Raw genomic sequence first — 20,981 nt, 5'->3', positions numbered from 1 at the left:
CCGCTTTCCTTCACCGCATGAGACTTGTCCAAAGCCCGTGACCGGGCGGGCCGCCGCGTTGCCGCCGGCCGCGACTTGATGACTATCCGGCATTACCCTGTGCGGAAATATCGTTTGCCGCGCGTGCTGCGGCCTCGCGGTCGAAGGCCGCGAGGCCGAGGCTGTTCGCGAAGCTGTCGCCGGGCGGCGTGCCGCGCAATGCGCTGTACGCGACCACCGCCGTCGGCGCGCTCTGCTTCCTCACGTCGCTGTACGGCGACAAGACGGTGTACCTGTGGCTGCTGAATACGTCGGGCATGGCCGGCTTCATCACGTGGCTCGGCATCGCGATCAGCCACTATCGCTTCCGCAAGGGTCTGCTGAAGCAGGGCTACCGCCTCGACCAGCTGCCGTATCGGTCGAAGTGGTTCCCGTTCGGCCCGATCTTCGCGTTCGTGCTGTGCGCGGTCGTCGCACTGGGGCAGGACTACCAGGCGTTCATGGGCAGCAAGATCGACTGGGCGAGCGTGGCCGCGACCTATATCGGCGTGCCGTTCTTCCTCGCGATCTGGCTCGGCTACGCGCTGGTGCGCAAATGCCGCCTCGTGCGCTGCGAGAACATGGAGATCGCGCCGTGGATTGAGCGCAACGCAACGCCCGACACCACGCAGAAGCCCGACGCCGGCTATCCGGCCTTCGTCGCCAGCCCGGCCAACCCGACGCCGGGCGCCTGACGTCCGGTAAGCCCGGCGAGCCCGGTCATTCCGGTAACGCAACGGCCGCCGCCCGAGCGCGACGGCCGCTGCGCAGAAAACCCCATTCGACGCGGCGCGCGCGTTCAGGCAAGATCGACGCGCGCCGCCTGTTTTTCCGCCGTCAAGAGTCACCGAAACCGCATGCAGAACTTCTACGAAGCCACCGTTACCCGCCAGCCCTACCCGCAACTGACCGGCCCGATCGATACGCAGGTGTGCATCGTCGGCGGCGGCCTCGCCGGCCTGTGCACCGCGCTCGGTCTGGTCGAGCGCGGCGTGCAGGATGTCGTCGTGCTCGACGGCGAACGGGTCGGCTTCGGCGCGTCGGGCCGCAACGGCGGCTTCGTGTTCGGCGGCTACAGCCTCGACAACGCGGACCTGCTGCGCGCGCTCGGCCGCGACGAAGGCCGTCGCCTGTACCGGCTCACCGTCGATGCGGTCGAGCTGATCCGCGCGCGGATCGCCCGCTACGGCATCGACTGCGACATCGTCGACGAGGGCGTAATGCTCGCGAACTGGTTCGACGATCCGTCGCGGCTCGAAAGCGTGCGCACGCTGATGAAGCAGGAATTCAACGTCGACTGGGAACCCGTCGCGACGGACGCGCTGCGCGCGCGGCTGAAGACGCAGCGCTATCACGGCGGCCTGTTCGAGCCGAACGCGTTCCACTTCCATCCGCTCAAGTACGTGCTCGGCGTCGCGGCGGCCGCGTCGCGCGGCGGCGCGCGCGTGTACGAACGCTCGGCCGCGCTCGGCATCGCGCGCGAAGGCGCCGGCTACGTCGTGCGCACGGCGCAGGGCACGGTGCGCGCGAAGGACGTCGTGTTCGCCGGCGGCGGCTATGCGCGCGGCGTGTCGCCGCGCATCGAGCGCGCGGTACTGCCGATCGCGACCTACGTGATCGCGACCGAACCGCTCGGCACGCGGCTGCCGGACGCGATCGATGCGCCGTACGCGATCTACGACACGCGTTTCGCGTTCGACTACTACCGTCCGCTGAAGGACACGCGGATCCTGTGGGGCGGCCGGATCTCGGTGCTCGACCGCGGCCCCGACGCGATCGCGCGACTGCTGCGGCGCGACCTGCTGCGCGTGTATCCGCAGCTCGACGGCGTGAAGGTTGAATACGCGTGGGGCGGGCTGATGAGCTACGCGCGGCACAAGATGCCGCAGATCGGGCGCGACGCGGACGGCGTGTGGCACGCGATCGCGTTCGGCGGCCACGGGATGGCGCCCACCACCGTCGCCGGCGAAGCGCTCGCCGCCGCGCTGGCCGGCGAGCGGCCGGTGCCGGAGGGCTTCGCCGCGTTCGGGCTCACGCGCACGTTCGGGCTCGCGGGCCTCGCCGCCGCGCAGCTCACGTACACCGCGTACCAGGCCCGCGACGCACTCGCGTCGTGCCGGCGCTGAACCGCCGCGGCGGCGGCCCAAACCGCGCCGTCGATTAGAGCGGCGAGTCGGCAGGATGGCGATTTCCTGCATGCTAGAATGATTTTTTCATGCCGCCGCGAACGCACAACAAAGTCACATGAAAGCTGCAAGCAAGGCCGCCACGTCCGAAAGCCGCGCGCTTGCGACCGATGCGCGGCGCAAATACGATCCCGAGCAAACCAAGCGCAACATCCTCGACGTCGCCACGCAGGAGTTCTCCGCGATGGGCCTCGCCGGTGCGCGCGTCGACGCGATCGCCGAGCGTACGAACACGACGAAGCGCATGCTCTACTACTACTTCGAAAGCAAGGAAGGCCTGTACGAGGCCGTGCTGGAGAAGGTGTACGGCGACATCCGCGCGCTTGAGCAGGAACTGCACGTCGGCGACATGGAGCCGCGCGAAGGCATGCGCCGGCTCGTCGAATTCACGTTCGACTATCACGACAAGCATCGCGATTTCGTGCGCCTCGTGTCGATCGAGAACATCCACGGCGCGAAGTATCTCGAACAGCTGAAGTCGTTCAAGAACCGCAACGTCAGCATCATCAAGACGCTCGAGGAACTGCTCGAGCGCGGCGCGGCGAGCGGCGCGTTCCGCAAGGACATCGACGCGTTCGACCTGCACCTGCTGATCAGCTCGTTCTGCTTCCACCGCGTGTCGAACCGCTATACGTTCGGCGCCGCGTTCGGCCGCGATCCGTCGGCGCCGCGGCTGCGCGCGCGGCATCGCGAGACGATCGCCGACTCGGTGCTGCGCTACGTCGCCGCGTAGTTCGCACCGCGCGCTTCTGCGCGATTCCACCCGAAAGCCGAACGACAGCACGACGCGTGCAACCGGCATGAGCCGGAAGCACGTCGTGCTTCCGGCCGAGCGCAGGCGTCTTGCGTCATGCACCACGCGTCAGTCCGTCGGCGCGGTCGACGCCAGCGCGATCCGCGCCTTCTCTTCCGGGCTCCCCGCCACGTAATACTTCTTCGCCCAGCTCGAATCCGGTGCGAGCGCGAGCTGCCGATGCGAACCGGCGCCGTGCCGTTTCGTCTCGATCGCCAGTGCCCGCGCGCGATAGTGCTCGTAGAGCCGCAGGAATTCCGCGAGATAGATCGCGGCGATCCGCGTGTCGCGAATCTCGAGCAGGTTCTCGTCGTTGTACTGCTCGGAATTGCGGCTCATGTTTGCCGAGCCCGTATAGACGATCGGGTTCGCGCCTTCCGCATCGATCACGATGAATTTGTGGTGGATCACGACCGGCGGATAGGCCGGCGCCGGCTCGCCCGGAAAGAGGCGCAGCTCCGGCTCGAAACCGTGCGGCACCGTCGCCGGCGAGAAATACGCGGCATCGATCACGTCGCGACGATCGCGCTGGCGATGGTAAAGCTCGAGGTTCGCGAGCGTCGCCGCATCGAGCGACTGGCCGTCGTGCTGCGCGGCATCGGCCTTCGTCGCGCTGGCGGCGCTGATGCGGTTCACCAGGCCGAACATCATCAGGCCGCGGTCGCCGGCTGCGAAGCATGCGTCGCGCAGCGCCGCGTCGGTCGGCATGAACAGGCAGAACGACACCGAATGCTTCGCGGCCGCGATCGCGGCGACGATCGTATCGATCTCGGTGCGCTGCCCCGCCGGCTCCGGCGAAAACGCGACGCGCACCTGCGCGCTACCCACCGTCAACGGCGCGGACCAGCCCGACGACAGCCGCGCCGTCTCCGCGATCGACGGATTCGCGGCCAGCGCATGCGCGCGCTCGTTGTACAGCGCGGCGAGCGCCGGCGAATCGAACGCGTGCAGCACGTTGGCCTGTTCCGTCAGCCCTTCGGTCGTGAAGTTCGCGGAGCCGGTCAGCACGCGCGCGGGCGTCGCATTCCCCGGCGCGTCGGTCACGATGAACTTGTCGTGCATGATGTGCGTGCGATCGCGCGGCGCCAGCGTCGCGAGGCCCTGCAGCGCGTCGACGGCCGGCTGGTTCGGCGACGGCAGCGCCGGCTTGCCCTTGCGCGCGGTCGTGTGTGCGTCGTAGACGATCGCGAGCGACGCTTCGCCGTGCCGGCGTCCGAACGCCTCGAACGCGGGCAGCGCCCACAGCGGGTCCGTCAGGTGATAGACGGCAGACACCGCGCGCGACGCGGGGTCGAGCATCTCCGCGAACACCTGCTCCATGTCGTTCGCGAGCCACGTGCGCAACTTCAGCGCCTGCGCGTCACTCGGCGCGGCGCCCGGCGCGAGACCCAGCGCCGCGACCTGCTTCGCGAACGCCTGCGAGCTCACCACGGCGCGGTTGAACCAGGTGCCGATCCCGTCGACGCTATGCGCGGGCAGCACGACATCGCACACGCCGGCTTCCGCATCGAGCACCTGCAGGTTCGCCGGCGTGCCGACGACGGGAAACACGTCATAGCGGAACGACGCATCGCGATCCGGCGGATCGATGCGCGCATCCCACCACATGAATTTCTGGATCGGCGCCTGGTCGGTCGGCGCGTCGCCCTGCGTGTCGGCGGCCGGCCCGTCGAACGTCAGCCGGTTCGGCAGCCAGCTGTTCGGCGCCCGCGTCTTGCCGTCGGCCGACCAGAAGCCCGGCGTGCGCCGGATCGCGAAGCCGAGGAAATCGGCGCGCGACGCCGCGTCGGGCCAGTCGAAGGCCAGCAGGACCAGGGTGGGGGAAAGATAGCTGCGGACGCTGACGGTCATTCGTGCTCCTGGCGTTTCGGCCGAAAGAGATGAATGGGTCAGTGTTGACGGCGGTTCTTCCCGGGCGATGACCGTTCGATGAACCTTGTATGTCGGGCCCGCGTCAATCGCACACGAGCAGCTCGATGCCGCGTGCGGCCAGCGCGCGGCGCACGGCCTTGTCGGGCATGCGCTCGGTGACGAGGTAGCGCGCGGCCGCCGTGCCGTTGATCCGCACCGGCGTCACGCGGCCGAACTTCGAATGATCGGCGACGATGATCGCCGTGCCGGCCGCCGCGATCATCCGGCTGCGCACTTCGGCGGCGAGCCGCGAGTAGTCGGTGCAGTCGCCGTCGGCCGTGATGCCGCCGGCGCCGACGAACGCGAAATCGACGTGGTATTGCGCGAGCTGCTGGATCGTGTCGAGCCCGAACGTCGCGTCCTCGTCGTCGGACAGCTCGCCGCCGAGCAGCGTCACGCGATTGCCGTTGCGGCGCGCGAGCACGAACGCGGTGCGCCAGTCGTTCGTGTAGATCGACAGCCGGTGCCGGTCGGCCAGCGCGAGCGCCACCGCATGCGGCGTGCTGCCCGAGTCGATCAGCACCGAGGCATCGTCGGGCACGAATTCGGCCGCGCGTCGGCCGATCGTGCGCTTCGCTTCGGCGTTCGCCGCTTCGCGCTCGGACAGGCTCGGCTCGCGGCGGTCCGCCGCCAGCGCGCCGCCGTGCGTCATCACGAGCAGGCCGCGCGCCGCGAGCGCGTTCAGGTCGCGCCGCACGGTCTCGCGCGACACGTCGAGCGAGCGCACGAGTTCGGCAACCGACAGCGCGCCCGAGCGGCCGAGCTCCGACAGAATGTATTGATGACGTTGTTCCGCCAGCATCGCAATGCGCCCGAGGCGACTGGTAATGGGTAAGCCAGCCATTGTATTACGGCCGTTTGACTGTCATTTGACGGCGCCGCGTCCGGCAGCGGCCGCGTTTCACGCCAGCGAAATTCTGTATTGCCGGATGCGCGCGAATCGGCGCTGCAAGTGATTGCTACACTTTGCGCTTCGCCTAACGACAGACCATCAAGGGGCTTGCGCAATGTATCGCAAAGGCAGTGTGCTCGAAATCCAGTTTTCGCCGGAACGACTCAACGACGGGGCCGGCGATCCGTACTGGATCGACCTGACGCTCGACGAAGCGCGCCGGCTGTACGAACAACTCGCCGCGCGCTTCGCGACCGACGCGCGCGCCAACCAGCCACTCGACACGTTCTCGCTCGACTGACCTCCGTTTCTTTGCCCGCGCCACGGGGCGCCTTCGTGGCGCGGCCCTTTCGCCCGGCCAGGTAATAACCGGACGGCCGGCTCGACGGATCTCTGTTCCTTTGCCCGCGCCACGGCACGCCTTCATGCGGCGGGCCTTTCAGCCGGCCGGCCGCTGACCGAACGGCCGGCACGCTAGCGCGCGGCGCATGCCGCTGCATGCATCCCGCACGCGCGACGACCGAGTGCAGAATCCGACAAGACGGCGGCACCGCTTCATCCGATACTGACCGACTTCACGATTCGTCCGGCCGTATCGCGGCCCGCCACGCATGTTTACCTCGCTCGTCGCCGCGGCTTTCGTCGCGCTGTGGTCCACCGGCTTCATCGTCGCCCGGGCAATCAAGCCCTACGCCGATCCGAACCTGTTCCTGCTCGCGCGTTTCGCCGGCACCGCCGTGCTGTTCGGCGCGGTCGCACTCGTCGCGCGCGCGCCGTGGCCGGCCCGCCGCGAATGGCCGCGCCACCTGATCGCCGGCGCGCTGCTGCAGGGCGTCTATCTCGGCGCCAGCTACTGGGCCGTCGCGCAAGGGCTGAATGCGGGCGTGATGGCGCTGCTCGGCGCGCTGCAGCCGCTCGCCACCGCCGTGCTCGCCGTGCCGCTGTTCAACGAGCGACTGCCCGCGCGCGGCTGGCTCGGGATGGCGCTCGGGCTTGCCGGCGTGGCGCTCGTGCTCGCGCCGAAGGTCGCGGGCGGCGTCGCGCCGCCGCCGGGCGCCGCGCCCGCATGGTTCGTCGTGACCGTATCGATCCTGGCGGTCGGCTCGATCACCGCCGGCTCGCTGTACCAGAAGGGCAAGCTCGCGCAGAACGACCTGCGCACGGCCGTCGCCGTGCAGAACCTCGGCGCGGCGATCGTCGCGGCCGTCTTCGTCGTGCTGCTGCATGAAACGCGCTGGATCGGCGCGCCGGCGCTGTGGATCTCGCTCGTGTGGGGCGTCGTGTTCCTGTCCGGCGGCGCGGTCACGATGCTGATGTGGATGCTGCGGCGGGGCAACGCGGCGCGCGCGACGTCGTTGCTGTTCCTCGCGCCGCCGCTCGCCGCGTTGCAGGGATATCTGCTGTTCGGCGAAACGCTCGCGACCGTCCAGCTCGCCGGCTTCGCACTTGCGCTGGTGGGTGTGGTGCTCGCCCGGCGCTGACGCAGGCGGTCAGGCGATCCTACGATAGGAAGCGCCCGTCACTGCCGCCTCACCCTGCATCGAAACGAAGCATCCGCCGGCACGCCCGGGTGCGCCGCCGCGCGCGCTGCACCATGACGATGCACCGCGTCTCGCCGATGCAACGCGAAGCCGCCGGATCGCATGCCCGGCGCGGCGCCGCGCCTCGATTGCGCTTATGATGGGCGCCTCGCATTTCGTTCCGGAACCACCCCCATGACATCCGCCGATTACGCCAGCCGCCAACGCGCGATCATTGCCGAACTGAACGTCGCCCCGCACTTCGACGTCGACGCCGAGATCGCCCGGCGCGTCGATTTCCTCGCGCAGTACCTTCGTTCGAGCGGCCTGCGGACTTACGTGCTCGGCATCAGCGGCGGCGTCGATTCGTCGACGGCCGGGCGGCTCGCGCAGCTGGCGGTCGAACAATTGCGCGCCGGCGGCTACGATGCCCGCTTCATCGCGATGCGCTTGCCCAACGGCGTGCAGAACGACGAAGCCGATGCGCAGCGCGCGCTCGCCTTCGTGCGCGCGGACGAGACGTTCACGGTCGACGTGAAGCCCGCCGCCGACGCGATGCTCGCATCGCTGGTCGCGTCCGGCCACGCGTTCGAAACCCCGGCGCAGCAGGACTTCGTGCACGGCAACATCAAGGCACGCGAGCGCATGATCGCGCAGTACGCGGTCGCCGGCGCGCGGCGCGGCATCGTGATCGGCACCGACCACGCGGCCGAATCGCTGATGGGCTTCTTCACGAAATTCGGCGATGGCGGCGCGGACGTGCTTCCGCTTGCCGGCCTGAGCAAGCGCCGCGTGCGTGCGGTCGCCCGCGCGCTCGGCGGCGACGAACTGATCGTGATGAAGGTGCCCACCGCCGACCTCGAGGAACTGCGTCCGCTGCGCCCCGACGAGCACGCATACGGCGTCACCTACGACGAAATCGACGATTTCCTCGAAGGCAAGACCGTCTCGGACACGGTGTACGAGACGGTGCTGCGCTTCTACGACGGTTCGCGCCACAAGCGCGCGCTGCCGTATACGCCGTTCGACTGGCCGACCGCTTGAGTCGACCACGTAAGTCGAACCGCGCCGCGCGAACCGTAACGGTCGCGCGCGGCACGTGCACGACGGGCTACGCTACGCGTGCCCGTCCGCCTTCTTCGCCTGCAGCGCGCGAATCCGCAGCCGCGCGCCCGTATCGCTGACCGTCGCGTCGTACATCATCGCGAGATCGCGCTTGAGCGCGGTGCGCGACCCGCCGTCGAGATACACCATGTGCCCCGACGGATAGAAGCGTGCAGACAGGTTCTGCCGCACCTTCTGATCCTCGAGCGGCATCTGCTGCAGGTCGATCACGGTCTGGTAGAACGGCGTGACGAAATCGTACAAGCCGTTCGCCGACAGCACCTTCAGGTCGACGTTAAGCGCCATCACCGCGGCGAGGTCGCCCGCCGTGTAGAGGATCACGTTCCCCTTCGCGTCGATACCCTGCTGCTCGCCGGTCGGATCGATATGGCCGAAGTCCCAGTTCTGGAACGCCTGGTCGTTCAGGTCCGTGAACGCCGAGTTGGACGTGAACTTCAACTGCTCGTTCAGGTAGCTGTTCCACATCGCCGTGTAGACGCCCGTCACGGCCGTCATCGTCGGATCGTTGCCGCCCGAGTTCGGATCGATCTTGCCGGCGATACCGGTCGAGATCGCCGTCACGCGGCCGTCGTACGAACCGAGCGCGAGCCCCTGCGCCTGCAGCAGCGTCGTCAGGAACAGCGAATTGCCGCGCGCGTTGTAACCGGCGATGTCGAGCCCCCACGTCTGCAGCGTCGCCGTGTCGATGCCCGTGTAGTCCGACAGCTTCCGCACGGCGGCCGGGTCGGCATGCGGCACGTTGCGCAATGCCTTCAGGTAATCGGTGCGCGCGAATTGCGCGACTTCCTCGATGAACGCGCCGAGATCGGTCGGCGCCGGCTTGACGCCAAGCTTCTTGTGATACCAGGCGTCGGCCGCCGCCGTCGGCAGCGCGCCGACCGGGTTGCCGGCCTGCCGGTAGTCGAGGATCGACGACTGCAGCGTGACGCCGTTCAGGTCGACACCGTCCTCGTGCAGCTTGTACGCGAGCACGCAGCTGCGCGCGGTGCCATACGACTCGCCGAACAGGTATTTCGGCGAATTCCAGCGGTTGTTCTTCGTCAGGTAGCGCTTGATGAACTGCTTCAGCGAATCCGCATCCTGGTCGACGCCCCAGAAATTACGGTTCTTGTTCGGCGCGACGGCCGCCGAATAGCCGGTGCCGACCGGATTGATGAACACCAGGTCGCTGTGGTCGATCATGCTGTCCGGGTTGTCTTCGATCTGGTACGGCGCGGGCGGCGTGAACCCCGGCATCGACGTCTTGATGCGCTTCGGCGCGAACGAGCCGAGCAGCACGAACACCGACGACGAACCGGGCCCGCCGTTGTAGAAGAACGTGACGGGCCGCGTCTCCTCCTTCGCGCCGTCGGCCGTGAAGGCGACGTAGAAGATCTTCGCGGCCGGCTGCGAACTGCTCGGGTCGACCGTCACGAGATGGCCGACCGTTGCCGTATACGCGATCCGCTTGCCGCCGATCAGGATCGTGTGGTGCGTGATCGCGGCCGCTTCGGTCGTGTCGGTCACCGAGTCGTCGGGGCCGTTGCCGTACGCGACCGGATCGAAGAACGGCTGGTCGCGGCCGTGGCTCAGCGCGACGGGATTGACGGTCGGCGGCACGCTATGCGAATTGTGGTCGCCGTGATGCAGCGGATACACGCCGCCGGAAGATGCGGAATCGATGCCCATCGTGCTGCTCCTGGAGGTGAAAAAAGACGCGGGCAAGGAACCCGCGTCACATGGAAAGGCCTGTGCCTGCGCGTCAGCGCGATGGCTTGCGCGCGAGGATCGCCGCGAGTTTCGCGCCGTCGGGGCTGCCGAGGCCCGTGCACGCGTCCCAGCCGGACGCTGCCGCATACGTGCCGTTCGAGCCTTTCGTGATGTCGCGCAGCGCGCCCGGATGCTTGTACAGCACGGGATTGATCCAGCCGGCCGATGCGCCGGCCGCCGCACTCGCCGCCGCGTTGATCCGGGCGATCAGCGCGGCCCACAGCGGCGCGACCGCGCTCGTGCCGCCCATCACCGCGGGTGTTCCCGCGATCGACACTTCGTAGCCCGTTTGCGGCGACGCATCGCCGGCGACGTCCGGCACGCCGCGCTTCGCGAGCGGCCTGCTGCTGCCGTCGGCGAGCGCGACGGTCAGCCCCTTCTGCCAGGCCGGCACGTCGAACATCGTGCTGACGCCGCCGCCGCCCGCGCCGCCACCGCCCGCCTCGTCGTTCCACGTGACCTCGCTGCGAATGCCCTGCCCCGGCAGCGCATCGAGCTGCGTGCCGCCGCAGCCGAGCACGTACGGGCTCGACGCCGGGAAGTCGACGTGATCGGCACCGTCCTGCAGCCCGTCGCCCGAGCCGCTGTCGCCCGACGCCGCGCACACCGTGATCCCCTGCGCGGCCGCCGCCTGCAGCACGCGGTTGAACGCATGGGCCGACTGCGCCTGCCAGATCGCTTCCGGGCCGCCCCAACTGATCGAGATCACGGACGGCCGGTTGGTCTTGTCGGTGACGGCCGCGTTGACGGCCTGAATGAAGCCCGCGTCGCTGTTCGGCGCGAAGTAGACCGCGATCTTCGCGGCCGGCGCGATCGCACCGGCGATCTCGATATCGAGCGCGACTTCGCCGTCCGGGCCGTTCGCATCGCCGGTCGGCGTGTTGCGGCCGGTGCCGACGTTCACGTCGACGACCGTCGGCGGCTTGTCGATCCCGAGCCCGCGGAAATACTGCTGGATGTCGGTCGCGCGATAGCCGCCGCCGAGTTCGACGATCGCGATGCATTGCCCGGCGCCATCGCCGGCCGGAAAGCCGTACAGCGACGCGAGCTGGGGCGGCGTGAACGTGACCGAGGTGGCGCCGCGCGCGGGCCTGAACGGCGGACGCAGCCGGAAGTGCGGCCGCGCCTGCGGCCGGCTGTCGAGCCCGAGCACGGCCGTGACGACGTCGCCGAGCTCGTCCGGCAGCGCGATCGGGCCCGAGCGGCCGCGATACTGGCCGATCGCGCGATGCTCGAAACGCTCGAGCTTCACGCTGAATGCCGCCTCGAACTGCTGGATCGTGCCGGACAGCACGACGACGCTTTCGACCGGATCGACGCGATCGACCGTCAGCTGGTGACGGTGGGCGAAGTCCTCGGTCTTGCGAATATCGTCGGGATTGGCGGAGAAACGCTGCGCGAAGGCGTCGCGCGACAGCGGTTTTGCGTCGGTGTCGCCAGCGGCGAGCTGATTGACCAATGCGTCGAGTTGCCCTTCTTCCTGCCGCCGCAACATCATCGTGACGTGGATGCGTTCCGCCGGATCGCACTGACCGAGGCACTTGGACTCGGCGACGATACGGGGTTCACGGTCGGCTTGAAGATGCCTTGCCATGTTCAGACCCTCCTTGGTACCGCGTTGCACAGGCGTTGCACGGAACAGCCAGGAAATCGGACAGGGTCGGCGGCGGACGGTTCCGTCCGGTCGTCGGTTCGCGGCAGCGCGAAGTCAAAGGAAGTTTAGAACAGTCAGATGATTTGCGCGCGCCCTGGGCGTGGCGGGCACGTGCGCGAAGGCCGGCATTGTCGCGCGGCGTTCGTTGCTGCACTGCACCGCACGGCCTGTCAACCTGCGCGGTGCAGTGCGATGGTGCGGCTCAGTCCATCGACAGGCGCAGCGCGAAGCCGATCAGCGCCGCCGAGAAGGTCCAGCGCTGCACCGTCTGCGCGAGCGGATGCGCGCGCATCCACGCGGCGATGCGCGACGCGCCGAACACGCATGCGAGGTCGAAACACACGCCGGTCGCGACGAGCATCGCGCCGAGTTCGAACATCTGCCACACGACAGGCCCGGCCTCGGGCCGCACGAATTGCGGCAGCAATACCGAGCAGAACAGCAGCGCCTTCGGGTTCAGCAGGTTCGTCAGCAGCCCCTTGAAGAACGACTGACGCAGCTCGCCCGCGGCGGCCGCGTCGCCGTCGCCGAGTGCGAACACCGGCGAGCGGAACACCTGGATCGCGACATACGCGAGATACAGCGCGCCGCCGTAGCGGATCGCTTCATACAGCCACGGCGCGCTGCGGATCAACGCCGCGACGCCGCACGCGGACAGCGTCACGTGCGCGGTGCGCGACAGCGACAGGCCGGCCGCCGCCGCCATCCCCGGGCGCACGCCTCGACCGATGCTGGTCTGCAGCACGAGCGCCATGTCGGGGCCCGGCACCGCGTAGATGGCCGCCAGCGCGGCGAGATAAATCAACAGCAAATGCGTGGAAATCATGGTCTGCCCCCGTCCTTCAATGACGATATGTTGCCGCTGAAGGTAGAGGGAATATTGGCCTTATAGGGGCATGAATTGGCGATCCGTAGCGGAATCCGCCACAATCCCGAGACCACAACACGGATTCCGCCAAGATGACCGAACTCGACAAAACCGATCGCGCGATTCTCGCCGCGGTGCAGCGCGACGGCCGGCTACCGATCGCGCGCCTCGCCGATTCCGTCGGCCTGTCCGAGACGCCATGCGCACGGCGCCTGAAACGTCTCGAAAACGACGGCTACATCGAGCGCTACCGCGCGCAGCTGTCGCGCCAGGCGCTCGGCTACGGCGTCGTCGCGTTCGTGCTCGTGCGGTTCGCGACGCACGACCGCAAGGTCGCCGATCGATTCGAACGGGAAGTGCTGGCCATCGAGCGGATCCTCGCGTGCCACAACGTCGCGGGCACGGCCGACTATCTGCTGCAGGTGGTCGCGCGCGATCTCGACGACTACGGCACGTTCATTCGCGATTCGCTGCGGATGCTGCCCGGCGTGACGTCGATCGAATCCGCGCTTTCGCTGCGGGAGGTGAAGCACGACGCGGGGTTGCCGGTGCCGTGATGCGGCGGCCCAACGGCGGCAAGCGGTACGTTACCGCACGCGCCCCGTCACTTCGACGCGCATCGATGTGGGCGATTGGCCGCCCGCCACGTAACACGTGTTTCACCTGTTTGACGCCACCGGCCCTCACACGGCGTCGGGCGCCTGGTGCGCGTGCTCGAGATCCTCGAGAAAGGCTTCCACGAGCGGATTGCCGCGCCCGTCGCGCGCGACGACCATATGGAACGTGACGTCGTAGCGCAGCTGCTCGGGATTGAGCGGCGCGAGCAGCCCCTGCGCGACGTACGGCGCCGCGAAGTGCTGCGGCAGATAACCGAGGTGATGGCCCGACAGGATCAGCAGCGCGACGGCTTCCATGTTGTCGGCGGTCGCGGTCACGCGGTCGGGCGTCGTCGACATCTGCGCCTCCGGTAGCGGATACGAGCGCCACGCCCACTCGAATCCCGCGACGTCGGCCGGCGTCAGCGCGCCGGCCGCGTCGAATAGCGGATGGCCGCGCCCGCAATATGCGATCTGCCGCTCGATGAACAGCGGCGTGTAATGCAGCGACGGCACGCGATGCCAGAAATAGCCGACGGCAATCTGGATCTCGTCGCTCAGCAGCTTCTCCTCGAGATCGCCCGGCGGGCGCACCGAGATCGAGAAGCGCACGGCCTGGTCGCGCGTGCGGAACGCGGCGATCGCCTCGGCGATACGCGCGTTCTGGCTGATCGGCGTATGGCCGATCAGGCCGATGTTCAGCGTGCCGACCAGCTGGCGGTCCATGTGCCGCGCCGCCATCCCGAATTCGTCGAGCGCCGCGAGCAGCTTGCGGCTCATCGCATGGAACCGCTCGCCCTTCGGCGTGAGCCGGAAGCCGCTGCGGCCGCGCTCGCAGAGCCGGTAGCCGAGCCGTGTCTCGAGCGACGACAATTGCGCGCTGATCGTCGACTGGCCGACGTTCAGCATCGCCTGCGCGGCCGACACGCCGCCCGCGTCCGTGACCGCGAGAAACACGCGGATCAACCGCAGATCGAGGGTCGACAGATTCCCCAGCACGCTATTCCCCTTCCATACATCGATGAAGATCGATGTTTACGTCGATATCTTCGCATTCTTCTTTGCGGTCGGACGCGTAAGACTATGCGCCAGACCGCGTCGCATGATACGGCAACCCCACATCGGAAGAGACACCATGAACGACCACACCCATTTCCAGCCGCTCGGCGGCAATGAAATGCCGCGCTGCGGCGGCATCGCGACGATGATGCGCCTGCCGCACGTGGCGAGCGCCGCGGGCCTCGACGCATGCTTCGTCGGCGTCCCGTTCGATCTCGGCACCTCCAACCGCACCGGCGCACGCTTCGGCCCGCGCCAGATCCGCACCGAATCCGTGCTGCTGCGCCCGTACAACATGGCCACGCGCGCCGCGCCGTTCGATTCGCTGCAGATCGCCGACATCGGCGACGTCGCGATCAACCCGTACAACCTGCACGATTCCATCGCGCGCATCGAGGCCGCATACGACGCGATCCTCGAGCACGACTGCAAGCCGATCACGCTCGGCGGCGACCATACGATCGCGCTGCCGATCCTGCGCGCGATCCACCGCAAGCATGGCAAGGTTGCATTGATTCACGTCGATGCGCACGCCGACGTGAACGATACGATGATGGGCGAAAAGATCGCGCACGGCACGCCGTTCCGCCGCGCGGTCGAGGAAGGCCTGCTGCACGGCGACAAGGTCACGCAGATCGGCCTGCGCGGCACCGGCTACGCGGCGGAGGATTTCGACTGGTGCCGCGAGCAGGGTTTCCGCGTGGTCCAGGCCGAGGAATGCTGGAACAAGTCGCTCGCGCCGCTGATGGAAGAAGTGCGCGCGCGCATCGGCGACACGCCCGTCTACATCAGCTTCGACATCGACGGCATCGACCCGGCCTATGCGCCCGGCACCGGCACGCCGGAAATCGCCGGTCTCACCGTGCCGCAGGCGCTCGAGATCATCCGCGGCGCGAAGGGGCTGAACATCGTCGGCTGCGATCTCGTCGAAGTCGCGCCGCCGTACGACCCGTTCGGCACCACGGCGCTGCTCGGCGCGAACCTCGCCTACGAGCTGCTGTGCGTGCTGCCCGGCGTCGCATACCGCGACTGACCCGGCCGCACGACCTATTCCAAATCAGAGGATTCCAGAGGAGCACAAGACAGATGGGGACTTCCGTCAAACAACCGAAGCGGGCGGCGCTCGCATCGTTCGTCGGCACCACGATCGAGTGGTACGACTTCTACAGCTACGCGACCGCCGCCGCCATCGTGTTCGGGCCGCTGTTCTTTCCCGGTGAAAACCGCTTCGTCAGCCTGCTCGCGTCGTTCGGTTCGTTCGCGGTCGGCTTCTTCGCGCGGCCGCTCGGCGGCGTGATGTTCGGCTATCTCGGCGACCGCTTCGGCCGCAAGCGTTCGCTGCTCGCGACGCTGATGCTGATGGCCGTGTCGACGGTCGCGATCGGCCTGCTGCCGACCCACGCGCAGGCCGGCGTGATCGCACCGATCCTGCTCGTGCTGATGCGCGTGCTGCAAGGCATCGCGGTCGGCGGCGAATGGGGCGGCGCGGTGCTGCTCGCCGGCGAGCATGCGCCCGAAGGCAAGCGCACGTTCTTCGCGTCGTTCGCGCAGCTCGGCAGCGCGAGCGGCCTGATCCTGTCGATGCTCGCGTTCGGCGCGATCAGCACGCTGTCCAGGGACGACATGATGAGCTGGGGCTGGCGCGTGCCGTTCCTCGCGAGTTCCGTGCTGCTGGTGGTCGGCTTCGTGATCCGCGCGAGCGTGTCGGAGTCGCCCGAGTTCGAGGAAGTCAGGAAGAGCGGCAACACCGCCCAAAACCCGGTGCGCGAAGCGCTCAAGTACTGGCCGCTGCTGCTGCTCGCGATCGGCGCGAACGTGTACGGGATCGCCGGCGTGTATTTCAGCAACATCTTCATGATCAGCTACGCGACGCAGTTCCTGTCGCTCGACCGGTCGATGGTGCTGCATTGCATGACCATTGTCGCCGTGCTGCAGTTCGTCGTGCAGCTCGCCGCCGCGTTCCTCGCGCAGCGCTTCGGCACGACGCGCGTGCTGCTGATCACCGGCGCCTGGGCCGCGATCGTGCCGTTCGTGATGCTGCCGCTCGTGCACATGGGCACGCCGCTGTCGATCACGGTCGGCGTCGGCCTCGCGACGCTCGCGGAATCGGGCTACTACTCGGTGGTCGCCGGTTTCGTCAGCGGCATCTTCATCGCGCGCATCCGCTACACGGCGATCTCGATCGCATACCAGGTGTGCGGCGCGCTCGCCGGCGGCCTGACGCCGCTCGTCGCGACGCTGATCGCGCAGAACGTCGCGCCGCAATGGTGGCCGCTCGCGATCCAGTACACGAGTGCCGCCGTGCTGTCGTCGCTGTGCGTGTGGCTGATCTCGCGGCGCGTCAGCATCGATGATGCGGGCGCGACCGGCAAGCAAGGCCAGGCGCTGCCGCGCGGCGCACGCACCGTGTAACGCACACTAGCAAGCAAGGATGACGAACGGCGGCCCGCTCCTGCGGGCCGCCTTTTTTTTCGCCTGCTGCCCGATCATCGATCGCGACGGCGGGCGCGCGGCGGGCTGCCCGTCATTGCACCTGATTGCGCAGCGTCTTCGCGGCGGCGACCATGTTCGTCAGCGCCGGAATCACTTCCGCCCACTGGCGCGTCTTCAGCCCGCAGTCCGGGTTCACCCACAGGCGTTCCGCCGGAATCCGCTCGGCCGCTTTCTTCATCAGGCCGACGATGTGATCCTGCGTCGGGATGTTCGGCGAATGGATGTCGTACACGCCCGGCCCGATCTCGTTCGGATACCTGAAGCTGTCGAACGCGTCGAGCAGCTCCATGTCCGAGCGCGACGTCTCGATCGTGATCACGTCCGCGTCCATGTCGGCGATCGACGCGATGATGTCGTTGAACTCCGAATAGCACATGTGGGTGTGAATCTGCGTGTCGTCCTGCACGCCGTTCGCGGTGATGCGGAACGCCTCGACCGCCCACTTCAGGTACTCGCCCCATTGCGCGCGGCGCAGCGGCAGCCCTTCACGCAGCGCGGCCTCGTCGATCTGGATCACGCGCACGCCGGCCTTCTCGAGATCGAGCACTTCGTCGCGGATCGCGAGCGCGAGCTGGTAGCACGACACCGAGCGCGGCTGGTCGTCGCGCACGAACGACCAGTTCAGGATCGTCACCGGGCCGGTCAGCATGCCCTTCATCGGCTTGTTCGTCAGCGACTGCGCGTACGTGATCCATTCGACCGTCATCGCCTTCGGGCGGCTGATGTCGCCGAACAGGATCGGCGGCTTCACGCAGCGCGAACCATACGACTGCACCCAGCCGAACTGGCTGAATGCGTAGCCGTCGAGCTGCTCGCCGAAGTATTCGACCATGTCGTTGCGCTCGGCTTCGCCATGCACGAGCACGTCGAGTTCGAGCGATTCCTGTTCGCGCACGCTGCGCTCGATCTCGGCCTGCATCGCCGCGCGGTAGCCGGCTTCATCCAGCGCGCCGGACTTGAACTGGCTGCGCGCCTGTCGGATGTCGGCGGTCTGCGGGAACGAGCCGATCGTCGTCGTCGGGAAGGCCGGCAGGTTCAGGCGTGCCGATTGCTTCGGCGCGCGCTGCGTATAGGGGCTCGCGCGATTGCCGAGCTGCGCGTCGATGCGCGCGAGCGCGGCCTTCACCGCCGGGTTGTTCACGCGCGGCGAACGGCGGCGCGAGTCGATCGCGGCGGCGTTGGCGGCGAGCGCGTCGGCCACCTTGTCGCGGCCTTCATTCAGCGCCGTCGCGAGCACGTTCAGTTCGTCGAGCTTCTGCAGCGCAAACGCGAGCCACGAACGGATCTCCGGGTCGAGCTTCTGTTCGCTCGCGAGATCGACCGGCACGTGCAGCAACGAGCACGACGGCGCGATCCACAGGCGCTCGCCCAGTTGCTTCGCGAGCGGCTCGAGCCAGTCGAGCGTCGCGTTCAGGTCGGTCTTCCAGATGTTGCGGCCGTTGATCGCACCCACCGACAACACGCGGTCGGCCGGCAGTTCGCGCACAAGTGCGTCGACTTCGTCGCGGGCGTTGATCGCGTCGACATGCAGGCCGTCGACCGGCAGCGACGCCGCGAGCGTCAGGTTGTCCCCAAGCGCGCCGAAGTACGTGGCGAGCAGCACCTTGATACGGCGCGTTTCCAGCGCCGCATACGCGGTGCGCAATGCCTGCCGCCATTCGGCGTCGAGCTCGGTGACGAGGATCGGTTCGTCGATCTGCACCCATTCGACGCCCTGCGCGGTCAGCGTGTCGAGCAGCGCGCCGTACACGGGCAGGAGCTTCGGCAGCAGCGCGAGGCGATCCGAATCGTCCTTCGCCTTGCCGAGCCACAGGTACGTGACGGGGCCGAGGATCACCGGCTTCCCGGCGACGCCCAGCGCCCGGGCTTCGGCCAGTTGCTGGAGCAGGCACGACGGATCGAGCGAAAAGTTCGTGTCCGCGTGAAATTCGGGGACGATGTAGTGATAGTTCGTGTCGAACCACTTCGTCATTTCGCCGGCGGAAACGCCGCCGCAGCATGCTGTATGCTCGTCCGCCCCTTGCGCCGAACGGCCGCGCGCGACGCGGAAATAGTTGTCGAGCACGTCGCCATGGAAGCCCTGCACGCGCTTCGGCAGGTTGCCGAGCGTGAAGCTCATGTCGAGCACCTGGTCGTAGAACGAGAAATCGCCGATCGGCGCGAGATCGAGGTCGCGCTGGTCGTTCCAGTGGCGCTCGCGCAGCTCGGCGCCGAGTGCCTTCAGCTCGTCGCGCGACGATTCGCCCTTCCAGTAGCGTTCGAGACCGAACTTGAGTTCGCGCTGCGCGCCGATGCGCGGAAAACCGAGATTGTGTGTCGTAACCATGAAGCTGCCGTCCAGAGAGAAATTGAAGATCCGGCAGCCATCATAGGGATTTCATCCCATGAAATAAAATGGCATTATTTCATTCATCCATTAAATTTATTCATGTGTTTGCAGGGTGAGCGATATCCATGCTGGAACGATTCCATCTCGTCGTGATCCGTGAAGTCGAGCGCCAGGGCTCGTTGACCGCAGCCGCCAACGCGCTGCACCTCACGCAATCGGCGCTCAGCCATACCGTCCGGAAGATCGAGCAGCAGCTCGGCACGCCGATCTGGGATCGGGAGGGCCGCGGCCTGCGGCTGACGCAGGGCGGGCAATATCTGCTGAAGCTGGCGAACCGGCTGCTGCCGCAGTTCGAGCTCGCCGAGGAGCGGATGAAGCAGTATGCAAAGGGCGAGCGCGGCACGCTGCGCATCGGGATGGAATGCCATCCGTGCTACCAGTGGCTGCTGAAGGTTGTGTCGCCATACCTGTCGCGTTGGCCGGACGTCGACGTGGACGTGAAGCAGCGCTTCCAGTTCGGCGGCATCGGCGCGCTGTTCGGCCATGACATCGACGTACTTGTGACGCCCGACCCGCTGAACAAGCCGGGGCTGCGCTTCGATCCCGTGTTCGATTACGAGCAGGTGCTGGTGGTCGCGGATGCGCACCGGTTCGCGAACGCCGACTACGTGACGCCCGAGCAGCTGACCGACGAGGTGCTGATCACCTACCCGGTCGAAAACGACCGGCTCGACATCTACAACCAGTTCCTGACGCCGGCCGGCATCGTGCCGCGGCGCCACAAGTCGATCGAGACGACCGACATCATGCTGCAGATGGTGGCGAGCGGGCGCGGCGTGGCCGCGCTGCCGAGATGGCTTGCCGATGAATACGCGGACCGGATGCCGGTCGTGCCGGTCAAGCTCGGCAAGAACGGCATCGCGAAACAGATCTTTCTCGGCATCCGCGACGCGGACGCGTCGATCGACTATCTCGCCGCATTCGTCGCACTGGCGCGCGAATCGACGTGGAGCGCGCCGCGCATGCTGCGCTAGGCGCGCCCCGATACCATGCGCGTCAGGCGGCGCGCATGCCGGTGCGTTCGCCGCGTTCGACCCATGCACCGAACAGCAGGCCGATCGTCGTCCACATGATCGCCTGCATGCCGATCGCGGCAACGCGGAACTTCCACAGCACCGCGGCCGGGAATTCGGCCGGCACTTCATCGATCGACGGCAGCCCGATCTGCACGGCCGCGATGATCGCGACGAACGCGAGGCCCGCGACGATCGATGCGTTCCACGGGCCGAGCTTCGCCAGCAGATGACGACGCACGCTGACCGAGAACGCCATCGTCGCGACCGAGATCGCGATCATCAGGAAGAACAGGCCCGTGCGATAGCCGATCGTGTCGTGGTCGCCGACCGCCGGCGGATTGGCCGGGTATTTGATGCTCGGCACGATCACGAGCGCGACGAACGCCGCCGCCGCGAGCCATGCTGCGAGCGGCCGCGCCGGGAGGCGGCTGCCTCGCCCGTATGCGAACGCGAAGACCAGCGAGAACAGCCCGCCGAATGCCGCGCCGTAGGTCACGACGCCCGTCAGCAGGCCGACGCCGGCCTGCGTGTGGCGGCTGACCAGTTCGGGCTCCGGCGCTTCGCCGTCGGCGGCATCGACTTTTTCTCCGAAGGAGATCGCCTGATCGACTTGCGGTTCGCCGACGATTCTGGCGAAACCGAACGTGAGGAGGCCCGCGACGATGCCTGCGAGCATCCCGCGCATGAGCAGCTTTCCGACCATCGTGTACTC

At 67.7% G+C, this 20,981-nt stretch carries 17 protein-coding genes and 1 pseudogene; 10 read left to right on the top strand and 8 right to left on the bottom strand.

What is annotated here, in order from left to right:
• Window positions 1–118 precede the first annotated feature (118 nt).
• The 3 genes and pseudogenes from FFI87_RS18760 to FFI87_RS18750 form a co-directional block, all read left to right on the top strand.
• Window positions 119–713, top strand: a pseudogene (locus FFI87_RS18760) (lysine transporter); the annotation flags it as partial.
• 162 nt (window positions 714–875) lie between these two features.
• The gene (locus FFI87_RS18755; protein ID WP_138849534.1) at window positions 876–2,144 is read left to right on the top strand and encodes an NAD(P)/FAD-dependent oxidoreductase; all 1,269 of its coding nucleotides are present in this window, start codon (window positions 876–878) and stop codon (window positions 2,142–2,144) included.
• A 118-nt stretch (window positions 2,145–2,262) separates the two neighbouring features.
• Window positions 2,263–2,937: a TetR family transcriptional regulator gene (locus FFI87_RS18750; protein ID WP_012366853.1), complete on the top strand. Its 675-nt coding sequence runs from the start codon at window positions 2,263–2,265 to the stop codon at window positions 2,935–2,937.
• A 129-nt stretch (window positions 2,938–3,066) separates the two neighbouring features.
• Here FFI87_RS18750 and FFI87_RS18745 read toward each other — a convergent pair whose 3' ends face one another.
• Complete coding sequence (locus FFI87_RS18745; RefSeq protein ID WP_138849535.1) at window positions 3,067–4,848, bottom strand: phospholipase D-like domain-containing protein; 1,782 nt, start codon at window positions 4,846–4,848, stop codon at window positions 3,067–3,069.
• Window positions 4,849–4,951: 103 nt separating this feature from the next.
• Entirely contained in the window at window positions 4,952–5,710 is a 759-nt protein-coding gene (locus FFI87_RS18740; protein ID WP_012366855.1) for a DeoR/GlpR family DNA-binding transcription regulator, read from the bottom strand.
• Window positions 5,711–5,915: 205 nt separating this feature from the next.
• Here FFI87_RS18740 and FFI87_RS18735 point away from each other — a divergent pair, with 205 nt between their 5' ends.
• The 3 genes from FFI87_RS18735 to nadE all read left to right on the top strand — a co-directional run bounded on the left by FFI87_RS18735 (window position 5,916) and on the right by nadE (window position 8,364).
• Entirely contained in the window at window positions 5,916–6,101 is a 186-nt protein-coding gene (locus tag FFI87_RS18735; protein WP_006752380.1) for a hypothetical protein, read from the top strand.
• A 310-nt stretch (window positions 6,102–6,411) separates the two neighbouring features.
• Window positions 6,412–7,281: a DMT family transporter gene (locus FFI87_RS18730; protein ID WP_138849536.1), complete on the top strand. Its 870-nt coding sequence runs from the start codon at window positions 6,412–6,414 to the stop codon at window positions 7,279–7,281.
• 234 nt (window positions 7,282–7,515) lie between these two features.
• Window positions 7,516–8,364: an ammonia-dependent NAD(+) synthetase gene (gene nadE, locus FFI87_RS18725; protein WP_105834846.1), complete on the top strand. Its 849-nt coding sequence runs from the start codon at window positions 7,516–7,518 to the stop codon at window positions 8,362–8,364.
• A gap of 72 nt (window positions 8,365–8,436) precedes the next feature.
• Here the strand turns inward: nadE and FFI87_RS18720 are convergent, their stop codons facing one another.
• The 3 genes from FFI87_RS18720 to FFI87_RS18710 all read right to left on the bottom strand — a co-directional run bounded on the left by FFI87_RS18720 (window position 8,437) and on the right by FFI87_RS18710 (window position 12,674).
• Complete coding sequence (locus FFI87_RS18720) at window positions 8,437–10,113, bottom strand: S10 family peptidase (RefSeq protein ID WP_138849537.1); 1,677 nt, start codon at window positions 10,111–10,113, stop codon at window positions 8,437–8,439.
• A 73-nt stretch (window positions 10,114–10,186) separates the two neighbouring features.
• Window positions 10,187–11,788: a protease pro-enzyme activation domain-containing protein gene (locus FFI87_RS18715; protein ID WP_138849538.1), complete on the bottom strand. Its 1,602-nt coding sequence runs from the start codon at window positions 11,786–11,788 to the stop codon at window positions 10,187–10,189.
• Window positions 11,789–12,050: 262 nt separating this feature from the next.
• On the bottom strand, window positions 12,051–12,674 hold the full coding sequence (locus FFI87_RS18710) for a LysE family translocator (RefSeq protein WP_012366860.1): 624 nt from the start codon (window positions 12,672–12,674) through the stop codon (window positions 12,051–12,053).
• A 134-nt stretch (window positions 12,675–12,808) separates the two neighbouring features.
• Here FFI87_RS18710 and FFI87_RS18705 point away from each other — a divergent pair, with 134 nt between their 5' ends.
• Entirely contained in the window at window positions 12,809–13,273 is a 465-nt protein-coding gene (locus FFI87_RS18705) for an Lrp/AsnC family transcriptional regulator (protein WP_006752374.1), read from the top strand.
• Window positions 13,274–13,399: 126 nt separating this feature from the next.
• Here the strand turns inward: FFI87_RS18705 and FFI87_RS18700 are convergent, their stop codons facing one another.
• Complete coding sequence (locus FFI87_RS18700) at window positions 13,400–14,311, bottom strand: LysR family transcriptional regulator (RefSeq protein WP_012366861.1); 912 nt, start codon at window positions 14,309–14,311, stop codon at window positions 13,400–13,402.
• Window positions 14,312–14,447: 136 nt separating this feature from the next.
• Between FFI87_RS18700 and speB the strand changes: the two genes are divergently transcribed.
• Together speB and FFI87_RS18690 are read left to right on the top strand one after the other, a co-directional pair.
• The gene (gene speB, locus FFI87_RS18695; RefSeq protein WP_012366862.1) at window positions 14,448–15,404 is read left to right on the top strand and encodes an agmatinase; all 957 of its coding nucleotides are present in this window, start codon (window positions 14,448–14,450) and stop codon (window positions 15,402–15,404) included.
• A gap of 53 nt (window positions 15,405–15,457) precedes the next feature.
• Entirely contained in the window at window positions 15,458–16,783 is a 1,326-nt protein-coding gene (locus FFI87_RS18690; protein WP_138849539.1) for an MFS transporter, read from the top strand.
• A gap of 112 nt (window positions 16,784–16,895) precedes the next feature.
• On the opposite strand, the gene metE is transcribed toward FFI87_RS18690, so the two are convergent.
• Window positions 16,896–19,190, bottom strand: a complete 2,295-nt coding sequence (gene metE / locus FFI87_RS18685) for a 5-methyltetrahydropteroyltriglutamate--homocysteine S-methyltransferase (RefSeq protein WP_138849540.1) — start codon at window positions 19,188–19,190, stop codon at window positions 16,896–16,898.
• A 128-nt stretch (window positions 19,191–19,318) separates the two neighbouring features.
• Between metE and FFI87_RS18680 the strand changes: the two genes are divergently transcribed.
• Window positions 19,319–20,227 carry a LysR family transcriptional regulator gene (locus tag FFI87_RS18680; protein WP_012366865.1) on the top strand — a complete coding sequence of 303 codons (909 nt, stop codon included), beginning with the start codon at window positions 19,319–19,321 and terminating at the stop codon, window positions 20,225–20,227.
• A gap of 22 nt (window positions 20,228–20,249) precedes the next feature.
• Here FFI87_RS18680 and FFI87_RS18675 read toward each other — a convergent pair whose 3' ends face one another.
• Window positions 20,250–20,972 carry a CbtA family protein gene (locus FFI87_RS18675; RefSeq protein WP_012366866.1) on the bottom strand — a complete coding sequence of 241 codons (723 nt, stop codon included), beginning with the start codon at window positions 20,970–20,972 and terminating at the stop codon, window positions 20,250–20,252.
• Window positions 20,973–20,981 lie beyond the last annotated feature (9 nt).

The sequence above is a fragment of the Burkholderia sp. KBS0801 genome, assembly GCF_005937855.2.
Taxonomy (GTDB): Bacteria; Pseudomonadota; Gammaproteobacteria; order Burkholderiales; family Burkholderiaceae; genus Burkholderia; species Burkholderia ambifaria.
Note: the sequence above shows the minus strand (reverse complement) of the source record. Positions and strands in the feature narration are given on the sequence as shown.

What these genes read in the sequence shown, in the direction of transcription:
- FFI87_RS18755 (WP_138849534.1), top strand. Translation starts at nt 876, where the DNA reads ATGCAGAACTTCTACGAAGCCACCGTTACCCGCCAGCCCTACCCGCAA.
- FFI87_RS18750 (WP_012366853.1), top strand. Translation starts at nt 2,263, where the DNA reads ATGAAAGCTGCAAGCAAGGCCGCCACGTCCGAAAGCCGCGCGCTTGCG.
- FFI87_RS18745 (WP_138849535.1), bottom strand. Translation starts at nt 4,848, where the DNA reads ATGACCGTCAGCGTCCGCAGCTATCTTTCCCCCACCCTGGTCCTGCTG.
- FFI87_RS18740 (WP_012366855.1), bottom strand. Translation starts at nt 5,710, where the DNA reads ATGCTGGCGGAACAACGTCATCAATACATTCTGTCGGAGCTCGGCCGC.
- FFI87_RS18735 (WP_006752380.1), top strand. Translation starts at nt 5,916, where the DNA reads ATGTATCGCAAAGGCAGTGTGCTCGAAATCCAGTTTTCGCCGGAACGA.
- FFI87_RS18730 (WP_138849536.1), top strand. Translation starts at nt 6,412, where the DNA reads ATGTTTACCTCGCTCGTCGCCGCGGCTTTCGTCGCGCTGTGGTCCACC.
- nadE (WP_105834846.1), top strand. Translation starts at nt 7,516, where the DNA reads ATGACATCCGCCGATTACGCCAGCCGCCAACGCGCGATCATTGCCGAA.
- FFI87_RS18720 (WP_138849537.1), bottom strand. Translation starts at nt 10,113, where the DNA reads ATGGGCATCGATTCCGCATCTTCCGGCGGCGTGTATCCGCTGCATCAC.
- FFI87_RS18715 (WP_138849538.1), bottom strand. Translation starts at nt 11,788, where the DNA reads ATGGCAAGGCATCTTCAAGCCGACCGTGAACCCCGTATCGTCGCCGAG.
- FFI87_RS18710 (WP_012366860.1), bottom strand. Translation starts at nt 12,674, where the DNA reads ATGATTTCCACGCATTTGCTGTTGATTTATCTCGCCGCGCTGGCGGCC.
- FFI87_RS18705 (WP_006752374.1), top strand. Translation starts at nt 12,809, where the DNA reads ATGACCGAACTCGACAAAACCGATCGCGCGATTCTCGCCGCGGTGCAG.
- speB (WP_012366862.1), top strand. Translation starts at nt 14,448, where the DNA reads ATGAACGACCACACCCATTTCCAGCCGCTCGGCGGCAATGAAATGCCG.
- FFI87_RS18690 (WP_138849539.1), top strand. Translation starts at nt 15,458, where the DNA reads ATGGGGACTTCCGTCAAACAACCGAAGCGGGCGGCGCTCGCATCGTTC.
- metE (WP_138849540.1), bottom strand. Translation starts at nt 19,190, where the DNA reads ATGGTTACGACACACAATCTCGGTTTTCCGCGCATCGGCGCGCAGCGC.
- FFI87_RS18680 (WP_012366865.1), top strand. Translation starts at nt 19,319, where the DNA reads ATGCTGGAACGATTCCATCTCGTCGTGATCCGTGAAGTCGAGCGCCAG.
- FFI87_RS18675 (WP_012366866.1), bottom strand. Translation starts at nt 20,972, where the DNA reads ATGGTCGGAAAGCTGCTCATGCGCGGGATGCTCGCAGGCATCGTCGCG.